This is a genomic window from Lentzea aerocolonigenes (assembly GCF_000955955.1).
Lineage (GTDB): Bacteria > Actinomycetota > Actinomycetes > Mycobacteriales > Pseudonocardiaceae > Lentzea > Lentzea aerocolonigenes_A.
Genome location: NZ_JYJG01000053.1, coordinates 1 through 3,411 on the forward strand (window position 1 = coordinate 1; position 3,411 = coordinate 3,411).

3 protein-coding genes are annotated in these 3,411 nt (G+C 69.1%); 1 reads left to right on the top strand and 2 read right to left on the bottom strand.

Features of this window, described 5'->3' with window-relative positions; all coding sequences use genetic code 11:
* Nucleotides 1-29 precede the first annotated feature (29 nt).
* A complete protein-coding gene (locus UK23_RS09690) occupies nt 30-1,148 on the bottom strand; it encodes a fatty acid desaturase family protein (protein WP_045311080.1) in 1,119 nt (372 codons plus the stop codon).
* A 70-nt stretch (nt 1,149-1,218) separates the two neighbouring features.
* Entirely contained in the window at nt 1,219-2,274 is a 1,056-nt protein-coding gene (locus UK23_RS09695; RefSeq protein ID WP_045311081.1) for a ferredoxin reductase, read from the bottom strand.
* Between the two features lie 86 nt (nt 2,275-2,360).
* Here UK23_RS09695 and UK23_RS09700 point away from each other — a divergent pair.
* The coding region (locus UK23_RS09700) for a PucR family transcriptional regulator (protein ID WP_045311082.1) at nt 2,361-3,411 on the top strand (1,051 nt) is incomplete at its 3' end.

Here is a 3,411-nt window from a genome sequence, read left to right on the forward strand (position 1 = left end):
AGGTTCCCTTCATCGAGGTCATACCGGAACTACGCCGCGACGAGTTCCTTGTCCCGGTCCAGCGTCTTGACCTTGGGCTTCTTGTTCGGCAGCGAGAGCCGGAAGACCTTGTGCCACGCGGAGAACACCTGCTTGGGCAGCGGCCCGGTGACGTACTCCAGCTCGTACTTGTCGAACAACGCGCGCACCTTGACCGCGACCTCGGCGTACCGGTTGCTCGGCAGATCCGGGAACAGGTGGTGCTCGATCTGGTGCGACAGGTTGCCGGTCATGAAGTGCATGGCCTTGCTGCCGCTGATGTTCGCCGAGCCCATCATCTGGCGCAGGTACCACTGGCCGCGCGTCTCACCCTTGATCGACCGGCGCTCGAAGACCTGCACGCCCTCGGGGAAGTGCCCGCACATGATCACCGAGTGCGACCACAGGTTGCGGACCAGGTTCGCGGTGAACGTCGCGGCGAGCGTGGTGAGGAACGACGGGCCCGACAGCAGCGGGTGGATCACGTAGTCCTTGAGCACCTGCTTGCGGATCTTGCGGCCCACGGCCTTTGCACGCGCGCGGAACTCGGGGCTCTTGCGGCGGCGCTTGTGCAGGTTCTTGCCCAGCTCCAGGTCGTACGCGGCGATGCCGTACTCGAAGAAGCAGGCGTTGATGAAGTTCCACAGCGGCTGCGCGAGGTAGATCGGGTGCCACTTCTGGTCCTCGTCCACGCGCATGATGCCGTAGCCGAGGTCGTTGTCCTTGCCGATCACGTTGGTGTACTTGTGGTGCAGCTCGTTGTGCGAGTGCTTCCACTGCTCGGCCGGCGAGACGTGGTCCCAGTCCCAGGTGGAGGAGTGGATCTTCGGGTCGCGCATCCAGTCCCACTGGCCGTGCAGGATGTTGTGGCCGATCTCCATGTTGTCCATGATCTTCGCGACGGACAGACCGGCGGTGCCGATCAGCCACGCCGGCGGGAAGATCGAGAACAGCAGGATGCCCCGGCTGACCAGCTCGAGCTTGCGCTGCGCCGCGATCACCTTGCGGATGTAGGCGGCGTCTTTCTCGCCGCGGCTCGCGATCACCTCGTCGCGGATCGCGTCGAGCTCGCGGCCGAGCTCCTCGATCTGCTCGTCGGTGAGGTGGGCGGTGGGGTCGATGGCGGTCATGTAGCTCGCTTTCCGGGGAGCAGTGGCTGGGGGTAGGCCACTTCGCGGGGGAAGGAAGGAATGTCGGGGGCTAGCGTTCGAGCTCGCACGGGCCGGCCGCGGCGGACACGCAGGTCTGCACCAGCACTCCCGGCTCGGCCTCGGTGATCTCACCGGTGCGCAGGTCGCGGACGGCACCTGCCTTGAGCGGCGTGCTGCAGCCGAAGCAGATGCCCATGCGGCACCCGGACGGCATGAGCACGCCGGCTTCCTCGCCGACGTCCAGCAGCGGCGTGGCGCCGTCCGCGTCGACCGTCTTGCCGGTGGTGCCGAACGTGACCGCGCCGCCGTCGCCGACCACGACGACCGTGGGGCGGAAGCGTTCGGTGTGCAGGCGCTCGGGGATGCCGTGCTCGGCCCAGTGCGCCTCGGCGGCGTCGAGCAGGCCGGTGGGACCGCAGGCCCAGGTCTCGCGCTCGGCCCAGTCGGGCACCAGCTCGTCGAGACGGGCGATGTCGAGCATGCCGTCCGTGTCCGTGTGCAGCTCCTTGAGCTGCAGGTTCTTGTCCGCGACGAGGTCGTGCAGGTCGTTGCGGAAGATCACGTCCTGCTGGCGCGGCGCGGAGTGCACCATCACGACGTCCTCGAGCCGGGCGTCGCGGAGCATGCCCATCGCGGGGGTGATGCCGCTGCCGGCCGTCAGGTAGAGCACCTTGGCGGGCTTGGCCTTCGGCAGCACGAACTCGCCGGTCGCCTGGTCGAGCTGGATCATCATGCCCGGCCGCGCCCTGCGGACCAGGTAGTTGCTGACCTTGCCGTCCGCGATGGCCTTCACGGTGATCGTGATGCGGCCGTCTCGCCTGTTCGTCGGGGACGTGACCGAGTAGGCCCGCCACAGCCGCACGCCGTCGACGTCGACACCCACCCGGATGTACTGACCGGCCACGTGGCCTCGCCAGCCCTTGCCCGGCCTGATCACGATCGTGGCGGCGTCCGGGGTCTCCGGATGCACAGCCTCGATGCGTCCTCGCAGGTCAGCACCCGCGCGGAGCGGGCTGACCAGGTCGAGGTAGTCCGCCGGCAGCAGCGGCGTCGTGACCATCTCCAGCAGTTTCCACGCCCTGCTGCGAAGGGCGGCACTCGTCATGACTCCAGCTTGATGCGCCTCAGGGCGTAAAGTCCTGTCCGCAGGATGTGAATCTGGTCGGCTGAATTGTTCGCAGGGAACAAAACGTGAGTCATGCAATCCGGAGGGCCACCGAACTGGCCCTCGACGAGACGACTGTCACCGCACTCCGGGCGGCCCTGAAGACCACCGCCGACGAGGTCGTGCAGGCCATCATCGACGAGGTCCCGTCGTACGCCAACGCACTTTCCGGACGCATGGGCGGCACCATCCGCCGAGCCGTCCGCACGGCGCTGGGACACTACCTCGACCTCGCCTCCGGCAACGCCACCGGTGGCGACGCGGGCGACGCCGCGTACGAGCTGGGCCGCGGCGAGGTCCGTGACGGCCGCTCGATGGACGCCCTGCTCAGCGCCTACCGCGTCGGCGCCAGGGTGGCCTGGCGAGGGCTGGCCGCAGGTGCCGTACCTGCGGGTCTGCCCGCTGCCGAGGTCGCCAAGTTCGCCGAGCTGACGTTCGCCTACATCGACGAGCTCTCCGCCGCGAGCGCCGCGGGCCACGCCGACGAACTCGCTGCCCGAGGCCTCGCCCACGAGCGTCACCTGGAACAACTGGCCCGCGACCTGCTCACCGGCGCGGGCTCCGACGTCCTGCAGGCCGCGGCTCAACGCGCCGGCTGGCAGCCGCCGGTCTCGCTGACGGCGGTGCTGCTGCCCGCCGCCCAGGCCCGTCCTGCCTACCGCGCGCTCGACCCGAGCACGTTGGTGTTGGACGACCTGCCGGACGCGCTCGGCGTGCTGCTGGTGCCCGACGCCGACCGCGCGCATCTCTTGAGACAACTCACCGGCCGAACCGCCGTGGTCGGCCCGGCACGTCCATGGACCCGTGCGTCCGCCTCGTACGCACGGGCCATACGCGCGCGCTCCCTCTCCCCCGACATCCGCGACACCGAGGACCACCTGCCCGAGCTCATCCTGAGCGCCGACGTCGACGCGTTCGCCGACTTGCGCACGCGCGCGCTCGCCCCGTTGCGCGCCCTTCCAGACGCGACCGCGCGCAAACTGGAGGAGACGCTGCGGGCATGGCTGCTGCACCACGGGCGGCGGGACGAGGTGGCGACGGCGTTGTTCGTGCACCCGCAGACCGTCCGCTACCGGA

Excerpts from the sequence above, each read along its gene's own strand:
- UK23_RS09690 (WP_045311080.1), bottom strand. The coding sequence starts at position 1,148 with ATGACCGCCATCGACCCCACCGCCCACCTCACCGACGAGCAGATCGAG.
- UK23_RS09695 (WP_045311081.1), bottom strand. The coding sequence starts at position 2,274 with ATGACGAGTGCCGCCCTTCGCAGCAGGGCGTGGAAACTGCTGGAGATG.